At 58.7% G+C, this 16,268-nt stretch carries 18 protein-coding genes; 9 read left to right on the plus strand and 9 right to left on the minus strand.

Features of this window, described 5'->3' with window-relative positions; all coding sequences use genetic code 11:
- Positions 1 to 312 precede the first annotated feature (312 nt).
- Positions 313 to 2,214, minus strand: a complete 1,902-nt coding sequence (locus AC1RQB_RS16335) for a potassium transporter Kup (RefSeq protein WP_008072725.1) — start codon at positions 2,212 to 2,214, stop codon at positions 313 to 315.
- 290 nt (positions 2,215 to 2,504) lie between these two features.
- Between AC1RQB_RS16335 and rimO the strand changes: the two genes are divergently transcribed.
- The 6 genes from rimO (at position 2,505) to tsaA (ending at position 7,693) form a co-directional block, all read left to right on the plus strand.
- The gene (gene rimO, locus AC1RQB_RS16340) at positions 2,505 to 3,842 is read left to right on the plus strand and encodes a 30S ribosomal protein S12 methylthiotransferase RimO (protein WP_008072723.1); all 1,338 of its coding nucleotides are present in this window, start codon (positions 2,505 to 2,507) and stop codon (positions 3,840 to 3,842) included.
- A 104-nt stretch (positions 3,843 to 3,946) separates the two neighbouring features.
- Entirely contained in the window at positions 3,947 to 4,420 is a 474-nt protein-coding gene (locus AC1RQB_RS16345) for a GNAT family N-acetyltransferase (RefSeq protein ID WP_008010136.1), read from the plus strand.
- 192 nt (positions 4,421 to 4,612) lie between these two features.
- Complete coding sequence (locus tag AC1RQB_RS16350) at positions 4,613 to 5,323, plus strand: rRNA pseudouridine synthase (RefSeq protein ID WP_008072721.1); 711 nt, start codon at positions 4,613 to 4,615, stop codon at positions 5,321 to 5,323.
- A 75-nt stretch (positions 5,324 to 5,398) separates the two neighbouring features.
- Positions 5,399 to 5,866, plus strand: a complete 468-nt coding sequence (locus AC1RQB_RS16355) for a YehS family protein (RefSeq protein WP_007907292.1) — start codon at positions 5,399 to 5,401, stop codon at positions 5,864 to 5,866.
- A 167-nt stretch (positions 5,867 to 6,033) separates the two neighbouring features.
- Positions 6,034 to 6,804: an SDR family oxidoreductase gene (locus AC1RQB_RS16360; RefSeq protein ID WP_063342669.1), complete on the plus strand. Its 771-nt coding sequence runs from the start codon at positions 6,034 to 6,036 to the stop codon at positions 6,802 to 6,804.
- A 184-nt stretch (positions 6,805 to 6,988) separates the two neighbouring features.
- Positions 6,989 to 7,693 (plus strand): tRNA (N6-threonylcarbamoyladenosine(37)-N6)-methyltransferase TrmO, encoded by a 705-nt coding sequence (tsaA, locus tag AC1RQB_RS16365; protein ID WP_007907290.1) that lies wholly within the window; start codon positions 6,989 to 6,991, stop codon positions 7,691 to 7,693.
- A gap of 98 nt (positions 7,694 to 7,791) precedes the next feature.
- Here the strand turns inward: tsaA and fpr are convergent, their stop codons facing one another.
- Positions 7,792 to 8,571 carry a ferredoxin-NADP reductase gene (fpr, locus tag AC1RQB_RS16370; RefSeq protein ID WP_003443014.1) on the minus strand — a complete coding sequence of 260 codons (780 nt, stop codon included), beginning with the start codon at positions 8,569 to 8,571 and terminating at the stop codon, positions 7,792 to 7,794.
- Positions 8,572 to 8,692: 121 nt separating this feature from the next.
- Here fpr and AC1RQB_RS16375 point away from each other — a divergent pair, with 121 nt between their 5' ends.
- Entirely contained in the window at positions 8,693 to 9,619 is a 927-nt protein-coding gene (locus AC1RQB_RS16375) for a LysR family transcriptional regulator (protein WP_007907288.1), read from the plus strand.
- Here the strand turns inward: AC1RQB_RS16375 and AC1RQB_RS16380 are convergent.
- The 3 genes from AC1RQB_RS16380 to AC1RQB_RS16390 form a co-directional block, all read right to left on the minus strand.
- On the minus strand, positions 9,616 to 9,978 hold the full coding sequence (locus AC1RQB_RS16380; RefSeq protein ID WP_007907286.1) for a diacylglycerol kinase: 363 nt from the start codon (positions 9,976 to 9,978) through the stop codon (positions 9,616 to 9,618). The genes AC1RQB_RS16375 and AC1RQB_RS16380 overlap by 4 nt on opposite strands.
- Positions 9,979 to 10,053: 75 nt before the next feature.
- Complete coding sequence (gene erdR / locus AC1RQB_RS16385) at positions 10,054 to 10,704, minus strand: response regulator transcription factor ErdR (RefSeq protein WP_007907284.1); 651 nt, start codon at positions 10,702 to 10,704, stop codon at positions 10,054 to 10,056.
- 239 nt (positions 10,705 to 10,943) lie between these two features.
- Positions 10,944 to 11,687 carry a tRNA-uridine aminocarboxypropyltransferase gene (locus AC1RQB_RS16390; RefSeq protein WP_008072711.1) on the minus strand — a complete coding sequence of 248 codons (744 nt, stop codon included), beginning with the start codon at positions 11,685 to 11,687 and terminating at the stop codon, positions 10,944 to 10,946.
- A gap of 189 nt (positions 11,688 to 11,876) precedes the next feature.
- Between AC1RQB_RS16390 and AC1RQB_RS16395 the strand changes: the two genes are divergently transcribed.
- Positions 11,877 to 12,302 (plus strand): PA3611 family quorum-sensing-regulated virulence factor, encoded by a 426-nt coding sequence (locus tag AC1RQB_RS16395; protein WP_063342668.1) that lies wholly within the window; start codon positions 11,877 to 11,879, stop codon positions 12,300 to 12,302.
- Here AC1RQB_RS16395 and AC1RQB_RS16400 read toward each other — a convergent pair whose 3' ends face one another.
- On the minus strand, positions 12,303 to 12,497 hold the full coding sequence (locus AC1RQB_RS16400) for a hypothetical protein (RefSeq protein ID WP_007907277.1): 195 nt from the start codon (positions 12,495 to 12,497) through the stop codon (positions 12,303 to 12,305).
- Between the two features lie 488 nt (positions 12,498 to 12,985).
- On the opposite strand from AC1RQB_RS16400, the gene AC1RQB_RS16405 reads away from it, so the two are divergent.
- A complete protein-coding gene (locus AC1RQB_RS16405; RefSeq protein WP_063342667.1) occupies positions 12,986 to 14,104 on the plus strand; it encodes an LOG family protein in 1,119 nt (372 codons plus the stop codon).
- A gap of 43 nt (positions 14,105 to 14,147) precedes the next feature.
- On the opposite strand, the gene recX is transcribed toward AC1RQB_RS16405, so the two are convergent.
- The 3 genes from recX to AC1RQB_RS16420 form a co-directional block, all read right to left on the minus strand.
- A complete protein-coding gene (recX, locus tag AC1RQB_RS16410; RefSeq protein ID WP_063342666.1) occupies positions 14,148 to 14,615 on the minus strand; it encodes a recombination regulator RecX in 468 nt (155 codons plus the stop codon).
- Between the two features lie 8 nt (positions 14,616 to 14,623).
- Complete coding sequence (gene recA, locus AC1RQB_RS16415) at positions 14,624 to 15,676, minus strand: recombinase RecA (RefSeq protein WP_008072704.1); 1,053 nt, start codon at positions 15,674 to 15,676, stop codon at positions 14,624 to 14,626.
- Positions 15,677 to 15,759: 83 nt separating this feature from the next.
- The gene (locus AC1RQB_RS16420) at positions 15,760 to 16,260 is read right to left on the minus strand and encodes a CinA family protein (protein WP_008072702.1); all 501 of its coding nucleotides are present in this window, start codon (positions 16,258 to 16,260) and stop codon (positions 15,760 to 15,762) included.
- Between the last annotated feature and the right edge of the window lie 8 nt (positions 16,261 to 16,268).

Consider the following 16,268-nt stretch of genomic DNA (forward strand, 5'->3'; position numbering starts at 1 on the left):
CATGCCGAGCCTGGGCGAGGCACCGAACGACAGGGGCAAAAGCCCTTGGTTACTTGGGGCTTTTCCAAGTGACCCGCCGTCAGGGCGGAACCCTAAGTGGCCATTACCGCAGCAACGGATATGTACACCGAATCGGGAAGATGTGTAGATACCCATGCCGCGATGACGGTGGCAGATCCGGCATTGATGTGACAGACATACCGCTATCGCGGGCAAGCCCGCTCCCACAGGGATTTTCATAGGTTCGGATCAAGTGCCAGACACAAAAAAGCCCCCGCTACCTTCATGGCAACGGGGGCTTTTCGTTGTGGCTTACATCTCGACTTGCGTACCCAGCTCAATCACCCGATTCAACGGCAAATTGAAGAACCGCAGATTACCGTTGGCATTCTTCAACATGAAGGCGAACAACGTCTCGCGCCAGCGGGCCATGCCTTCGAGTTTGGAGGCGATGACTGTCTCGCGGCTGAGGAAGTAGGTAGTGCGCATCGGGCTGAAATTCAGGTCATCCAGATGGCACAGTTTCAAGGCCTCAGGCACGTCCGGCTCGTCGGTGAAGCCGAAGTGCAGGATCACCCTGAAGAACCCTTCGCCGTAGGAATCGACCGCGAAACGCCGTTGCGGCGGGACGCGCGGGATGTCTTCGTACACCACTGTCAGCAACACTACTTGCTCGTGCAGCACCTGGTTATGCAGCAGGTTGTGCAACAGTGCGTGAGGCACGGCGTCCGGGCGGGCGGAGAGGAACACCGCCGTGCCCTGGACCCGATGCGGCGGTTGCACGCGGATGCTGCTGATGAAGATCGGCAGCGGCAACCCGCCCTCGTCCATTCGCTCCACCAGCAGTTGCTTGCCGCGTTTCCAGGTGGTCATCAACACGAACAGCACGATACCGGCAATCACCGGGAACGCACCGCCCTGAATGATTTTCGGCACGTTGGCGGCGAAGTACAGACCGTCTACCAACAGGAAACCCAGCAACACCGGAACAGCGAGGATCGGTGGCCACTTCCACAGCAGCAGCATCACCGCCGACACCAGGATGGTGGTCATCAGCATCGTGCCCGTCACCGCCACGCCGTAGGCCGAAGCCAACGCGCCAGAGGACTCGAAGCCCAGCACCAATAGAATTACGCCAACCATCAATGCCCAATTCACCGCGCCGATATAGATCTGGCCTTGCTCGGCACTGGACGTGTGCTGGATGTGCATGCGCGGAATGTAGCCGAGCTGGATCGCCTGACGAGTCAGGGAGAACGCACCAGAAATCACCGCCTGAGAGGCGATTACCGTGGCCAGGGTCGACAACCCCACCAACGGAATCAGCGCCCAGCTTGGTGCCAACAAGTAGAAAGGGTTACGGGCGGCTTCCGGATCACCGAGCAGCAACGCGCCCTGACCGAAGTAGTTCAGCACCAGGGCCGGCAGCACCAGAATGAACCAGGCCCGGGCGATCGGCTTGCGACCGAAGTGGCCCATGTCGGCGTACAACGCCTCGGCACCGGTCAATGCCAGCACCACAGCGCCAAGAATCGCGATCCCCATGCCCGGATGGACCATGAAGAAGCGCACGCCCCACACCGGATTCATCGCCTGCAACACTTCCGGATGCTGACTGATGCCATACACGCCCAGCGCGCCCAGCACCAGAAACCAGGTGACCATGATTGGCCCGAACAGAATGCCGATCCGCGCCGTACCGTGACGCTGAATCAGGAACAATGCCACCAGCACGATCAACGACAGCGGCACCACCCAATGGTCGATGCCCTCGAATGCCAAGCCAAGGCCTTCAATCGCCGAGAGGACGGAAATCGCCGGGGTGATCATGCTGTCGCCATAGAACAGCGCCGCGCCGATCAGCCCGCAGACGACCAGCAAGGTACGCAACTTCGCATGCCCCGCCGCTGCCCGCCGCGCCAGCGCGGTCAAGGCCATGATTCCGCCCTCACCCTGGTTATCGGCACGCAGCACGAACATCATGTATTTGATCGAGACGACCCAGATCAGCGACCAGAAGATCAGCGCCAGAATGCCCAGCACGCCGTCATGGTTGACCGGCACGCCATAGCCACCGGAAAACACTTCTTTGAGGGTGTACAGCGGGCTCGTGCCGATATCGCCATAAACCACCCCGACTGCTGCGACCAGCATGCCGATCGGCTTCGCCGCCGAATGCTCGCTGGCCGCCACCTGACTACTTGCCTGCCCCATCCAAAAACTCCTACTGCTCAGACTCGGACTTCTTATAAGAAGCACTATGCTTTGTGGCGCAGCATGCGCTGTTTTACGTGTTGTTACAGACGTTTTATTGACTATAGAAAATCGGTAAAGCGTAACGGCGCGAAGCATAGCGCAGCACTCGTCGTATTTCCCTGCATAAAGCTGGTCAAGTGCGCCTCTCATCGCTAGAATTGCGCACTTTTTGACCAGAGACGCAACATAGCGTCCGTCTGTCGCCTTGCCGACTTCGGCTGGAGGCGTCCCAAATACCGAGGTTAGACATGTCCACCACTCCTGCGCCGGCCAATCCAAAGGTTGGCTTCGTATCCCTGGGTTGCCCGAAAGCACTGGTCGACTCCGAGCGCATCCTTACCCAGCTGCGCATGGAAGGCTATGACGTTGTGTCCACCTATCAGGACGCCGATGTCGTGGTGGTCAACACCTGCGGCTTCATCGACTCGGCCAAGGCAGAGTCTTTGGAAGTGATCGGCGAAGCCATCAAGGAAAACGGCAAGGTCATCGTGACCGGCTGCATGGGCGTCGAAGAAGGCAACATCCGCAACGTACACCCAAGCGTGCTGGCCGTGACCGGTCCGCAGCAGTACGAGCAAGTGGTCAACGCCGTGCACGACGTGGTGCCGCCGCGCCAGGATCACAACCCGCTGATCGACCTGGTGCCGCCGCAAGGCATTAAGCTGACCCCGCGCCACTACGCCTACCTGAAGATTTCCGAAGGCTGCAACCACAGCTGCAGCTTCTGCATCATCCCGTCGATGCGCGGCAAACTGGTCAGTCGCCCGGTCGGTGACGTGCTTGACGAGGCTCAGCGCCTGGTCAAGGCCGGCGTCAAAGAGCTGTTGGTGATTTCCCAGGACACCAGCGCCTACGGCGTTGATGTGAAGTACCGCACCGGCTTCTGGAACGGCGCGCCGGTGAAAACCCGCATGACCGAACTCTGCGAAGCCCTGAGCACCCTCGGTGTCTGGGTGCGCCTGCACTACGTTTACCCGTACCCGCACGTCGACGAGCTGATCCCGCTGATGGCCGCCGGGAAAATCCTGCCGTACCTGGACATCCCGTTCCAGCACGCCAGCCCGAAAGTCCTGAAAGCCATGAAACGCCCGGCCTTCGAAGACAAGACCCTGGCACGAATCAAGAACTGGCGCGAAATCTGCCCGGACCTGATCATTCGTTCGACCTTCATCGTCGGTTTCCCCGGCGAAACCGAAGAAGACTTCCAGTACCTGCTGAACTGGCTGACCGAAGCGCAGCTGGACCGCGTTGGCTGCTTCCAGTACTCGCCGGTCGAAGGTGCACCGGCCAACCTGCTGGACGCGGCCATTGTGCCGGACGACGTCAAGCAAGACCGTTGGGACCGCTTCATGGCGCACCAGCAGGCCATCAGCTCGGCGCGCCTGCAAATGCGCATCGGCCGTGAAATCGAAGTGCTGGTCGATGAAGTCGATGAGCAAGGCGCGGTTGGCCGCTGCTTCTTCGATGCCCCGGAGATCGACGGCAACGTGTTCATCGACAACGGCAGCAACTTGAAACCAGGCGACAAAGTCTGGTGCAAAGTGACCGATGCCGACGAGTACGACCTGTGGGCTGAACAGATCTAAACGCAAAAAATATAAAAAGCCCCGCTCTCTTGACGAGATGCGGGGCTTTTTTACGTCTATCGTTTTGTGAGAGAAAGAACTCCACGCAAGAGAGGCCGGCGGGCATGCGCCAACACTCGGTCATTCACACACCGAAACAGAGCGACTACGAAGAACTCACCCAAGTGTGGGAAGCCTCGGTGCGCGCCACCCATGACTTTCTGCCCGACAGCTACATCGACCTGCTGAAGAATCTGGTGCTGACCCGCTACCTCGACGCGGTGATGCTGATCTGTACCAAAGACTCACGCCAGCGCATCACCGGGTTTGCCGGCGTGGCGGCGGGCAAGGTCGAAATGCTCTTCATCGACCCGGCGCATCGCGGCAAAGGCCTGGGCAAGCAATTGCTGCGCTACGCCCTGGAACACCTGAACGCCGATGAACTGGACGTCAATGAGCAGAATCCGCAGGCCTTGGGGTTCTACTTCAAGCAGGGTTTTGAGGTGATCGGTCGCTCCGAGCACGACGGTATGGGTCAGCCGTATCCGTTGCTGCACATGCGCTTACGCCAAAACCAGCAACACTCGCAGCACGGCTGACACAACACAGAACAAAATGTGGGAGCGGGCTTGCTCGCGAATACGGTGTGTCATTCAACAGATAAATTGACTGATCTACCGCCTTCGCGAGCAAGCCCGCTCCCACAAAAAAGCCGCACGGCGCAAATGGAGCCGGGATTAACCGGCGCCCAGCAGGTACAATGCCCACCCTTTTTTTGTTACGGCCCTGTCATGACTGACCCGATTCGTCTCTCCAAACGCCTCATCGAACTCGTCGGCTGTTCCCGTCGGGAGGCTGAGCTGTTCATCGAGGGCGGCTGGGTCACCGTGGACGGCGAAGTCATCGACGAGCCGCAGTTCAAGGTCGACACCCAAAAAGTCGAGCTCGATCCCGAAGCCAAGGCCACTGCGCCGGAGCCGGTGACCATTCTGTTCAACGTCCCTGCGGGCATGGACGCGGAAACGGCCATGGCGACCATCAGCGCCGAGACCCTGAGCGAAGAACACCGCTACGGCAAACGCCCGCTCAAGGGCCACTTCCTGCGCCTGACCGCCAGTACCGATCTGCAGGCCAATGCCAGCGGTCTGCTGGTGTTCACCCAGGACTGGAAGATCCTGCGCAAACTCACTGCCGACTCCGCCAAAATCGAGCAGGAATACGTGGTGGAAGTTGAAGGCGACATGGTGGCTCACGGCCTCAACCGCCTGAACCACGGCCTGACCTACAAGGGCAAGGAACTGCCGCCGGTCAAAGCCAGCTGGCAGAACGAAAACCGTCTGCGTTTTGCGATGAAGAACCCACAACCGGGCGTAATCGCCCTGTTTTGCCAGGCCGTGGGCCTGAAGGTCGTCGCCATCCGCCGCATCCGCATCGGCGGCGTGTCCATTGGCAAAGTGCCGTTGGGGCAATGGCGCTACCTGTCCGGCAAAGAGAAGTTCTAAGACTTTTCACGCCGCCATACATTTCGGCGCCGCGGCTTATGCGACGCCCACTGCTGAATATCAGGATTGCACACCATGATTCATAACGACGTACTGCGCAGCGTGCGCTACATGCTCGACATCAGCGACAAGAAAGTCATCGAGATCATCAAGCTCGGCGGCATGGACGTGTCCATGGAAGACCTGCTGACGTACCTCGACAAGAAAGAGGAAGACGAGGAAGGCTTCGTACGCTGCCCGGACGAGGTCATGGCGCATTTCCTCGATGGCCTGGTGATCTTCAAGCGCGGCAAGGACGAAAGCCGTCCACCGCAGCCGATCGAAGTGCCGGTGACCAACAACATCATCCTGAAAAAACTGCGTGTGGCCTTCGAACTGAAAGAGGACGACATGCACGCGATCCTCAAGGCTGCCGAGTTCCCGGTGTCCAAGCCTGAACTGAGCGCGCTGTTCCGCAAGTTTGGCCACACCAACTACCGCACCTGCGGCGACCAGTTGCTGCGCAATTTCCTCAAGGGGCTCACTCTTCGAGTGAGAGCGTAAAGCAGCTGCAGGCTACAAGCCGCAAGCGGATAGTGTCTAGCTTGTAGCTTGTAGCTTGAAACTTGTAGCTGGGCCGTATGGCCCCCCATTCCTCGCAAAAATAGTGGCTCCGCTTCTGGCGGCTGACGACTAGGGTGTACTGACCCTTTGCCCTCAGGACTCGCCCTATGCACCCGTATTTTTCTCTCGCAGGCCGCACCGCCCTGGTGACCGGCGGCACCCGCGGTATCGGCAAAATGATCGCCAAGGCTTATGTCGAGGCTGGCGCCACTGTGTACGTGTGTGCCCGCGATGCCGACGCCTGTCAGCAAACTGCCAAGGAACTGAGTGCCTTCGGGGTTTGTCACGCGGTAGCTGCCAACCTGGCCCACGAAGAAGGCGTCCAGCAATTAGCAGCGCAATTGAGTGAGCAGATCGGTCAGCTGGATATTCTGGTGAACAACGCCGGCACCACGTGGGGCGCGCCGCTGGAGAGTTACCCGGTCAAAGGCTGGGAAAAGGTCATGCAGCTCAACGTGACCTCGGTGTTCAACTGCATCCAGCAATTTCTGCCGCTGCTGCGCAAGGCCGGTTCGGCGGCGAATCCGGCACGGATCATCAACATTGGTTCGGTCGCCGGGATCTCGTCCTTCGGCGAACAGGCGTATGCCTACGGCCCGAGCAAGGCTGCCCTGCATCAACTGTCGCGGATTCTGGCGCGGGAGCTGGTGAGCCAACACATCAACGTCAATGTGATTGCACCGGGACGGTTCCCGAGCAAGATGACGCAGCACATTGGTAATGATGAGCAGGCGTTGGCCGAGGACACGGCGCTGATTCCGATGAAGCGCTGGGGGCGGGAGGAAGAGATGGCTGCCTTGGCGATCAGTTTGGCGAGTATGGCCGGGGCGTATATGACCGGGAATATTATTCCTTTGGATGGTGGGTTTAGCCTTTAATCCGTGGTGCGCCCTTCGCGAGCAAGCCCGCTCCCACATTGGAACTCCTGTAGCCGCACCATTTGTGGCCATCATCAATCCAGTGTGGGAGCGGGCTTGCTCGCGAAGGCGATCTGTCAGTCACCGTCGACCCAAGGGTCAATCGGGTATCATGCCCGCCCACACCCCGCCTCGACCCTAGACCATGACCTACAGCGTTTCCCCCATCGGCTTCGTGCGCTCCTGCTTCAAGGAGAAGTTCGCCATTCCGCGCCAACCGCAACTGGCCCCGGCCGCTCGAGGCGTGCTGGAGCTGGTGGCGCCGTTCGATCAGGGTGATGCGGTGCAGGGGCTGGAACAGGTCAGTCATGTCTGGCTGCTGTTCCTGTTCCATCAGGCCCTGGAAGAAAAGCCACGCCTGAAAGTCCGCCCGCCGCGCCTGGGCGGCAACAAATCCATGGGCGTGTTTGCCACTCGGGCGACGCATCGACCCAATGGCATCGGTCAATCGGTGGTCAAACTGGACAAAGTCGAAGCCAATCGGCTGTGGATCTCCGGCATCGACCTACTCGATGGCACGCCGATTCTCGACATCAAACCTTACGTGCCTTACGCGGACATCATCGACACAGCGTCCAATAGCATCGCCAGCGCCCCGCCATCGCTGATTCCCGTCCAGTGGACAGACTCAGCACTGCAACAGGCTCACGGCCACGCTCAGCGGCTTGATGAGCCCTTGGTCGAGCTGATCGAGCAATGCCTGGCACAAGACCCACGCCCGGCGTACCAGATTCCTACACCAGAAAGGGAATACGGCGCGCAGTTCTGGGATGTGGATGTACGCTGGCATTACCCGACGCCTGACCTGATCCGCGTCCTCGAAGTCATTCCCGTCTCCAATCAGGCATAAAAAAGCCCCCATTGCCTGCACAGGCAATGGGGGCTGATCGTTCCCACGCTCCGCGTGGGAATGCATCCAGTGACGCTCTGCGTCACCCAAACAACAGCTTACTTCTCGACGAACGCACGCTCGATCAGGTAATCACCCGGCTCGCGCATCCGCGGCGAAACTTTCAGGCCGAAGCTGTTCAACACTTCGCTGGTCTCGTCGAGCATGCTCGGGCTGCCGCACAGCATGGCGCGGTCGTCCTGCGGGTTGATCGGTGGCAGACCGATGTCGCTGAACAGCTTGCCGCTGCGCATCAGGTCGGTCAGGCGGCCTTCGTTCTCGAATGGCTCGCGGGTCACGGTCGGGTAGTAGATCAACTTGTCACGCAGGGCTTCGCCGAAGAACTCGTTCTGCGGCAGGTGCTCGGTGATGAACTCGCGGTAAGCGACTTCATTGACGTAACGCACGCCGTGGCACAGGATCACTTTTTCGAAACGCTCGTAGGTTTCCGGGTCCTGGATGACGCTCATGAACGGCGCCAGACCGGTACCGGTGCTGAGCAGGTACAAATGTTTGCCAGGCTTCAAGTCATCCAGCACCAAGGTGCCGGTAGGCTTCTTGCTGATGATGATCTCGTCGCCTTCCTTCAGATGCTGCAACTGGGAAGTCAGCGGGCCATCAGGCACTTTGATGCTGAAGAACTCGAGATGCTCTTCCCAATTCGGGCTGGCAATCGAGTAAGCGCGCATAAGCGGGCGGCCGTTGGGCTGTTGCAGGCCGATCATCACGAACTGACCGTTCTCGAAGCGCAGGCCCGGATCGCGGGTGCACTTGAAGCTGAACAGAGTGTCGTTCCAGTGGTGAACACTGAGGACACGCTCGTGGTTCATGTTGCTCATGTACGTGGGACTCCTGGAGATTTGCCTGCGCCGATGATGTGCGCAATTGCAGCGCATTCTAATGGCAGCGACAATATCTGTTAACTGGATTATTAAGATAAGGGTTATCGGTTATATCGATATGCGATTTACTCTCCGTCAACTTCAAGTATTCGTCGCCGTCGCCCAGCAGGAAAGCGTATCCCGTGCTGCATTAACGCTCAACCTCTCGCAATCGGCGGCCAGCACCTCGATCACCGAACTGGAGCGTCAGTGCAGCTGCCAGCTGTTCGATCGCGCCGGCAAACGGCTGAGCCTCAACGCCCTCGGCAAACAACTGTTGCCGCAAGCGGTGGCCCTGCTCGATCAGGCCAAGGAGATCGAAGACTTGCTCAACGGCAAGTCCGGTTTCGGCTCCCTGGCGGTCGGCGCGACCCTGACCATAGGCAATTACCTCGCCACCCTGCTGATCGGCAGCTTCATGCAGCGCCATCCGGAAAGCCAGGTGAAGCTGCACGTGCAGAACACTGCCAACATCGTGCAACAGGTCGCGCACTATGAAATTGATCTGGGTCTAATCGAAGGCGACTGCAGCCATCCGGACATCGAAGTGCAGAGTTGGGTCGAAGATGAGCTGGTGGTGTTCTGTGCGCCCCAGCATCCGCTGGCCAAACGTGGCATCGCGACCATGGAGGAGCTGAGTCATGAGGCGTGGATTCTCCGCGAACAAGGCTCGGGCACACGGCTGACGTTCGACCAGGCCATGCGACACCATCGCAGCGCGCTGAACATTCGCCTGGAGCTGGAACACACCGAAGCGATCAAGCGCGCGGTGGAATCAGGTTTGGGGATTGGCTGCATTTCGCGCCTGGCGCTGCGCGATGCGTTCCGCCGTGGCAGTCTGGTGCCAGTGGAAACACCGGATCTGGACCTGGCGCGACAGTTCTATTTCATCTGGCACAAACAGAAATATCAGACATCGGCGATGCGCGAATTCCTTGAACTGTGCCGCGCGTTCACCGCCGGGGTTCAGCGCAGCGACGAGATCGTCCTGCCCACCATCGCTTAAAGCAGAATCACCGCCCACACCAGCGCGATCATGCTCAACGCCACGAATTGAGCGGCGCTGCCCATGTCCTTGGCGTTCTTGGACAGTGGATGCAACTCCAGGGAAATGCGGTCGATGGCCGCTTCCACCGCCGAATTGAGCAACTCAACGATCAAGGCCAACAGGCAGACCGCAATCAGCAGCGCCTGCTCGACACGGCTGACGTTGAGGAAGAATGACAACGGAATCAGGATGGCATTAAGCAACACCAGTTGCCGGAAGGCCGCTTCACCGGTGAAGGCCGCGCGCAGGCCGTCCAGGGAATAGCCGGAGGCGTTGAGGATGCGTTTGAGGCCGGTCTGGCCTTTGAAAGGTGACATAAAGTAGGCAACTGACCAAAAAGGAGTGGGAAAGCTAGATGAAGCAAAGTCAAAAAAGCGTGAACACGTAGCGCCTTAGTTGCTCGAAATTGACTCAAGTTGTTGCAAGAGCAGCGCTGCCTGAGTCCGGGTCCGCACATTCAGCTTACGGAAAATGGCCGTGACGTGGGCCTTGATCGTCGCTTCGGAAACGCTCAACTCGTAAGCAATCTGCTTGTTCAGCAAACCTTCACAGACCATGGTCAATACCCGGAACTGCTGGGGTGTCAGGCTGGCGAGGCCTTCGCTGGCAGCCTTGGCTTCGGCGGACACGCTGACCGCTTCGAAGGCCTGGGGCGGCCAGAAAACGTCGCCATCCAGCACCGCGCGTACGGCTTTCTGAATGACGCTCAAATCACTGGACTTGGGAATGAAACCGCTGGCGCCGAATTCACGGGATTTCACCATGATCGACGCTTCTTCCTGAGCCGAGACCATCACCACCGGAATCTGCGGGTACTGCCCACGCAACAGCACCAACCCGGAAAAACCGTAAGCCCCCGGCATGTTCAGGTCCAGCAATACCAGATCCCAATCGGCCTTTTCGTCCAGACGGGTTTCCAGCTCGGCAATGCTCGCCACTTCCACCAGACGGACATCCGGGCCCAGGCCCAGGGTCAACGCTTGATGCAGGGCGCTACGAAAAAGAGGGTGGTCATCGGCAATCAGGATTTCGTATGTGGCCATTTTTCAAATGATCCTGTTTTTTTATGGGACGCCTGATGCATTCAGGCCTCGCCAAAACAACTCGAGGTGCAGCCACGCAGCAGCACCAACAGGGCACGTTCAACGCCAATTACGTAAAAAAAGCAGCGTTTCAAACCTTGGCCGCGCCCTAATCGGCGCCAAGCATGCCCAGCGAAGCCGGGGTGGTCAAGTTGCGTGGCCCTGCCAGCGAGCCTGGTTCCTTGCAGTATGGGCGATGCTCAGCAGATCACGGGCGCCGCGTGCTGTACAAAGGGCATCAGCTCGGCATGGGCCGGTGTTGCAACATTCATATCCAGCTGATGTTTAGCGTCCAGGTAATGCTGGCTGAACACATCAAAATAAGCGTCCAGCGCCGAAGCAGCGTCTGTATCACCGGCAAGATCGAGGCACAGCGCCGCCACTTCGGCCGTGCACAGGTGCTCGCTGCGAGTGGACCTGCGCAATCGGTATCGTGAAAGTTTCTCAGGAAGCAGGCTCAGAATCGGGAACGCATCAAAATAGGGGCTTTTGCGGAAAATCTTCCGGGCTTCGGTCCAGGTGGCGTCCAGCAGAATGAACAATGGGCGCTTGGTGCTATCAACCTCGACGCTGTGGGTAACTCGCTCGGGCTCGACGTATTCGCCCGGAAACACCAGATAGGGTTGCCATTGCGGGTCGGCCAACAGCGCCAGCAGTTGTTCATCGATTTCCGTGCGCGACCAGATGAATGCGTGGTTGTCGCGCACCACATCGGCAATCAGCCAACCGGTATTGCTCGGTTTGAACACTTCTTTATTGGTCATGATCAGGCACACGCCGCTACGGGTGTCGACCTGTGGGCGCCAGGCGCATAGGCAGTGACTCTCGATCACACGGCAGGCACGGCAACGGGTTGCTCGCCAGCCACGGGCCTGAATCGGCTTGATACCCTCTTCCTCTCGCTGATCGCGCAAGCGGGCTACGGCGTTGGGGGCGTGGTTCATCGTGAGCAACACCGGCAGACAGGAAAACTCGACACAAACGGCACTCGGCAAGGCAATAAAGGCCAGCAGTTTACCAGAGCGGCCAGCGCAAGCCTGTACCGTCCAGGCGGGCTCCCCTATAATTCGCCGCCACTGAACGCACAGTCACGTGGCTGGTCGAACCACCAGTCACTGAACCAGGAGAGTTTCATGCTGCGCCTTATCGTTCCCACCGCTGCCATTCTGCTGGCGTCGTCCTTCAACGCTCAGGCTGCATCCTTGAGTGAGCAGAATCTCAACAGAGAGCTGCGAAACGTCGCCGTACAAAGCAGTGTCGGCACGCCACGGGCGATCAACGAAGACATTCTTGATCAGGGTTATACCGTCGAAGGCAATCAGCTGATCAATCATCTGAGCGTTCAGAGCAGCCACGCCGACAAAATGCGCGCCGATCCGAAAGCCGTGTACTTCCAGCTTGGCGCCTCCGTCTGCAGAAACGACGGGTTCCGCAAGCTGATGGCCAAGGGTGCGGTCATGCGTTATGACTTTACCGAAGTGAAAACCAATCGCCCGGTCGGCTCTGCAAGCTTCCAGGAATCGGATTGCCCGAAAGCCACACCGACCAAGAAAAAGTAATCAACGGGAATTGGCGCGCCGCTGTTCATCCTCGGCGCGCAATTCTGCCAACAACGCCTGCAAGTAGCGCGAACGTCGCTCCCCGCCCTCCAGACGCCGGCAGCACTCCTCTTCGAGACTCAAATGATTGGTCTCGGCTGATAACTTCAGCAATCGATACAGTTGCGCATCGATCTCCAGAGTGACTCTGGGCATGGTTTCCCGCCTCCCTGCACGCATTGATCGTCGTTGATCACGCGAAAAATCCCTGAATTGCTTGAACGTTGCGTCCTGCCATTGACGCAAAGTTGTCGTGTCGCGCCTGTAACTTAGTAAATCAGAGCGCAGGACATACGGCTTGCGTTCAGACGAGCGGTGAAAGCACCTTGCAAATCGTCAATAAGCGGTTGCCAGGAAAGACTTTGCGGCGCAATGATCAAGCAGCAAAAATCGTCGCGAGGGTCTAAATTCAAAGTGTTCATGTGGTTTTTTTCAGGGCAGAAAAGGGGCTGCCCATTGCGTGTCTTATTGTGCGAACGTTTCTTTCATTCAAGGGATAAGCAGAGCCCGTATGGATGGCTCGATTGCAAACGAGTCAGGTGGAGCGCCCAGGCAAGGGCTTGGGCAGACAGCGACACAAGGGGTGTCGCGGCGCCGACGATTGTTTTGTCGGGCCAAGGGTTCTGTGCAGAAGGAGAAGTTGAATGCCTTACCAACCGAATGACCTCCTGAGCCGTCATTTTCAAGAAAGCGGCCACGACCTCACCAGCAAGGTCGAAGAACAACTCAACCTGGTTTCACCCAACAGCCCCAACATCCCGATTTACCGCGACATGATCCTGACTGTGCTGCGCATGGCCCAGGAAGATCACAACCGCTGGAATGCCAAGATCACCCTGCAAGCCTTGCGCGAGCTCGAACATGCCTTCCGTGTGATGGAGCAGTTCAAAGGACGACGCAAAGTCACTGTTTTCGGCTCGGCCCGCACGCCGATAGAACACCCGTTGTATGGTTTGGCCCGAGAGCTTGGCGCCGCTCTGGCGCGCTCGGACATGATGGTCATCACCGGTGCCGGCGGCGGCATCATGGCGGCGGCTCATGAAGGTGCCGGCCTGGAACACAGCCTGGGATTCAACATCACCCTGCCCTTCGAGCAACATGCCAATCCCACGGTCAATGGCACCGGGAATCTACTGCCCTTCCACTTTTTCTTTACCCGCAAACTGTTCTTCGTCAAGGAGGCCGATGCGCTGGTCCTGTGCCCAGGCGGTTTCGGTACGCTGGATGAAGCGCTGGAAGTGCTGACTCTGATCCAGACCGGCAAAAGCCCATTGGTGCCCGTGGTGCTACTGGATGCGCCGGGCGGCAAGTTCTGGCAAGGCGCGCTGGACTTCATTCACCATCAACTGGAGGAAAATCGCTACATCCTGCCAACCGACATGAAGCTGTTGAGCCTGGTCTACAGTGCCGAAGAGGCAGTGGAGCAGATCAATCAGTTCTACAGCAACTTCCACTCCAGCCGCTGGCTCAAGCATCAGTTCGTGATTCGCATGAACCACAAACTCAGCGACCGGGCGCTCGAACACATGCAGGAGGCATTCGCCGACCTGTGCCTGAGTGACCATTTCCATCAGCACGCCTACAGCGGTGAGGAGCACGACGAAGCACAGTTCAGCCATCTGGCGCGACTGGCCTTCACCTTCAACGCCCGTGATCATGGCCGTCTGCGGGATCTAGTGGACTACATCAACCTGCCGGAAAACTGGGCACAGTCCAAACCCCAGGCGCAACAACGCGCGCGTGAGCCGTCCAAGGTAACGTGAGGCAAAAAAAAACGGCCCGCTATCGAAATAGCGAGCCGTTCATTCAATCGTCCATCCCTCGGCCGCTGAACAAGCGGCTGATCATTTCCATGGAATATCCCCGATAACTCAGGAACCTGCCCTGTTTGGCACGTTCCCGGGCATCTATCGGTAAATGCCCGGAAAATTTGCGCCGCCAGGTGTCTTCCAGTTGTTCCTGCCAGTCGATACCGCTCTCGCGCAAAGCGAGTTCGATATCGATACGTTGCAGGCCGCGCTGGCTCAACTCTTCGCGAATTCGCAAAGGGCCGTAACCGGAACGGGCACGATAGGAAACAAAGCTCTCGAGGTAACGTGATTCGGACAACAGGCCCTCTTCCGTCAAGCGGTCGAGTGCTGTGTCGATCATTTCAGGGAGGGCGCCGCGCTGACGCAGTTTACGCGTCAGCTCGACTCGACCATGCTCGCGTCGCGCGAGCAGGTCCATTGCGGTTCGCCGCACCGCGACGAGTGTATCGAGTACGGCGGTCATCGGATCAATCAGATATCAGCGTCAGCCAGGTCATCAGCCGTCTCTTTGACTGGCGATGCTTTGACGTCTGGTGCTGGAGACAGCAACTTGTCGCGCAGCTGCTTCTCAAGTTTCGCGGCGATCTCCGGGTTGTCCGCCAGGAACTTGGCCGAGTTGGCCTTGCCCTGACCGATCTTGGTGCCTTCGTAGGCATACCATGCACCGGATTTCTCGACGAAACCGTGCAGAACACCCAGGTCGATCATCTCACCGTTGAGGTAGATGCCCTTGCCGTAAAGAATCTGGAACTCGGCCTGACGGAACGGCGAAGCCACCTTGTTCTTCACAACCTTGACGCGGGTTTCGCTACCGACGACTTCATCACCTTCTTTCACCGCGCCAGTACGGCGGATGTCCAGACGAACCGAAGCGTAGAACTTCAGCGCGTTACCACCGGTAGTGGTTTCCGGGCTGCCGAACATCACGCCGATTTTCATACGGATCTGGTTGATGAAGATCACCAGGCAGTTGGCGTTCTTGATGTTACCGGTGATTTTACGCAGCGCCTGGGACATCAGACGAGCTTGCAGGCCCACGTGCATGTCGCCCATTTCGCCTTCGATCTCAGCCTTTGGCACCAGAGCGGCCACGGAGTCGACGATGATCACGTCTACCGCGTTGGAACGCACCAGCATGTCGGTGATTTCCAGGGCTTGCTCGCCGGTGTCCGGCTGGGAAACCAGCAGGTCGTCGACGTTGACGCCCAGTTTGCCGGCGTACTCAGGGTCGAGGGCGTGTTCGGCGTCGACGAATGCGCAGGTCGCGCCGGCTTTTTGAGCCTGGGCGATCACCGACAGTGTCAGGGTGGTTTTACCGGAGGATTCAGGACCGTAGATCTCAACGATACGGCCTTTTGGCAGACCGCCAATGCCGAGCGCGATGTCCAGCCCCAGAGAGCCAGTGGAAATAGCCGGGATCGCCTGACGGTCCTGATCGCCCATACGCATTACGGCACCCTTGCCGAATTGACGTTCGATCTGACCCAGGGCCGCAGCCAAGGCTTTCTTCTTGTTGTCGTCCATTAAAGTCCTCACGTAATCAATAAGGCCTGACGGCCAACACCTGTATAAGTAGCCAGTATTATTCCACAGCGTTTCAGGATCGCCTACCCCTGATTTGAGATTTCTCCAGCCGCATGGCGCAGCAGCCCCTCTAGCGCGGCCTTCACCGTTTGTCGGCGGACCTCGTCACGGTTACCGGCAAAGTACTGCACCTCGCTGAACACCTGCTCACCGACGCCCCAGGCCAGCCACACCGTGCCCACGGGCTTGCTCGGCGAACCGCCATCCGGCCCGGCTACACCGCTGACCGCCACGGCAAAACGCGCCCGGCTTTTTTCCTGCGCGCCGCGGACCATGGCCTCGACCACCTCGCGACTGACCGCCCCGACGGTTGGAAACAACTCGGCCGGGACATCCAGTTGCTGGGTTTTCTGGCGGTTGGAGTAGGTGACATAACCGGCCTCGAACCACGCCGAACTCCCCGGAATACGGGTGATCGCCTCGGCAATCCCGCCACCGGTACAGGATTCGGCGGTGGTGACGTGGGCATTGAGAACCTGCAAGCGTCTGCCAAGTTCAGCGGCCAGCTGAGTGATATCTTTCACGGCTCTCT

It is taken from the genome of Pseudomonas sp. GW822-FHT02E03, assembly GCF_058802325.1.